1 protein-coding gene is annotated in these 1313 nt (G+C 31.3%); it reads right to left on the reverse strand.

Going from position 1 to position 1313, the window contains the following annotated elements:
• Positions 1 to 166: 166 nt before the first annotated feature.
• The gene (locus V7183_RS25770) at positions 167 to 1210 is read right to left on the reverse strand and encodes an NERD domain-containing protein (protein ID WP_335361312.1); all 1044 of its coding nucleotides are present in this window, start codon (positions 1208 to 1210) and stop codon (positions 167 to 169) included.
• Positions 1211 to 1313 lie beyond the last annotated feature (103 nt).

Raw genomic sequence — 1313 nt, forward strand, 5'->3', positions numbered from 1 at the left:
AAAACACTCACTATATTATAAGACGAATGAATCATGCCAATGATGAATATGAAAGCAAGATATACGAACAAATATAAAAAAATATAAACATATAATGTTCCCCATAATAAAAAATCTCTATATTTCCCCAATAAAAAACCACCTTTATCACATCATATTGTTTCTTTTACACCTCCACATCTTCCATACGTTCGACCATTTCTTTTATTTCTTGTAATTCTTGTACTGTATATAACACTTTTTCTTTTAACATTCCATTTCTGAAATAAGTAACAAGTTGGTCTCTATCCTTCAACCTCGGTAGTGTCTCATTAGAAATGTCGATGATTTCATGTCCGCTTCCATTTATCTCATTTCCAAAATATACAATTGGCTTCACTTCTTCTTTTAAAACTTTCGGATTCATCTCTTTCAAATACTCATATAAAATTATTGAAAGGTGTTTTGCTTTATAAGCAGGGTTCCCTTCATTTACTACCTTCAAAGTCCTTGAATCTCCCTCTGTCGTAAAAACAAATGTTTCTTCTTTATCATATTCATGTTGATGTTTACCAATCTCATCAATCATAAATGAATATACCCCTGCGTTTTCTTTCGTTAACCCATGTATCATCCTTCCTTGCCATTCTGTTGTCTCAATTACATATATTCCAGTTGTCAATAACAACAAATGATCAATCCGACGATTTTCCATCTTACTTCTATTTCGACTCGATACTTTAGGTAAAAATACATTTGGAATAATATATAGCTCATTTTCTGTGAGGATTCCTTGTTGAACAAAGCCTCGTTTCATATCATGTAACATTTCATGCGTGTTCATTTCTTCTACATTTCTAGAATACGCTTTTAAATCTGTAATTAGATTTTGCAACCTATGTATCTCATGACTATGTTTTTGTTGCATTTCACTGCGTTCTTTACTATGTTGTACAACTAGTTGGTTCTTCATCATTCGCATATTTTCAACTTCTCTAGCTGTACTCACTTTTAAATCATTATATTTTTTCTTCTCTACGCTTTTTAGTGTTTCTTGCTGCTGTTCATAATTTGCAACCGTAGCCGCAATCTCACCTTGATGGTTTTCTATTGCTTGTGTCTTTTCAAATGCTACTTGTTGATTCTCTGATTCTAACTGTTTATTCTTATAAAACAGTACAAATACTCCCGCTAATAGTGCTAGGATCACACATATAAGTACATATTCCATTTTCCTGCTCCTTTATTCAATACTTCATTATTTCTTACATATCAAAAACGTATCTCTTCTATTATACTATGCTATTTATCAACTACATGTAAAAATTAAATAG

It is taken from the genome of Bacillus sp. JJ1127 (assembly GCF_036965845.1).
Lineage (GTDB): Bacteria > Bacillota > Bacilli > Bacillales > Bacillaceae_G > Bacillus_A.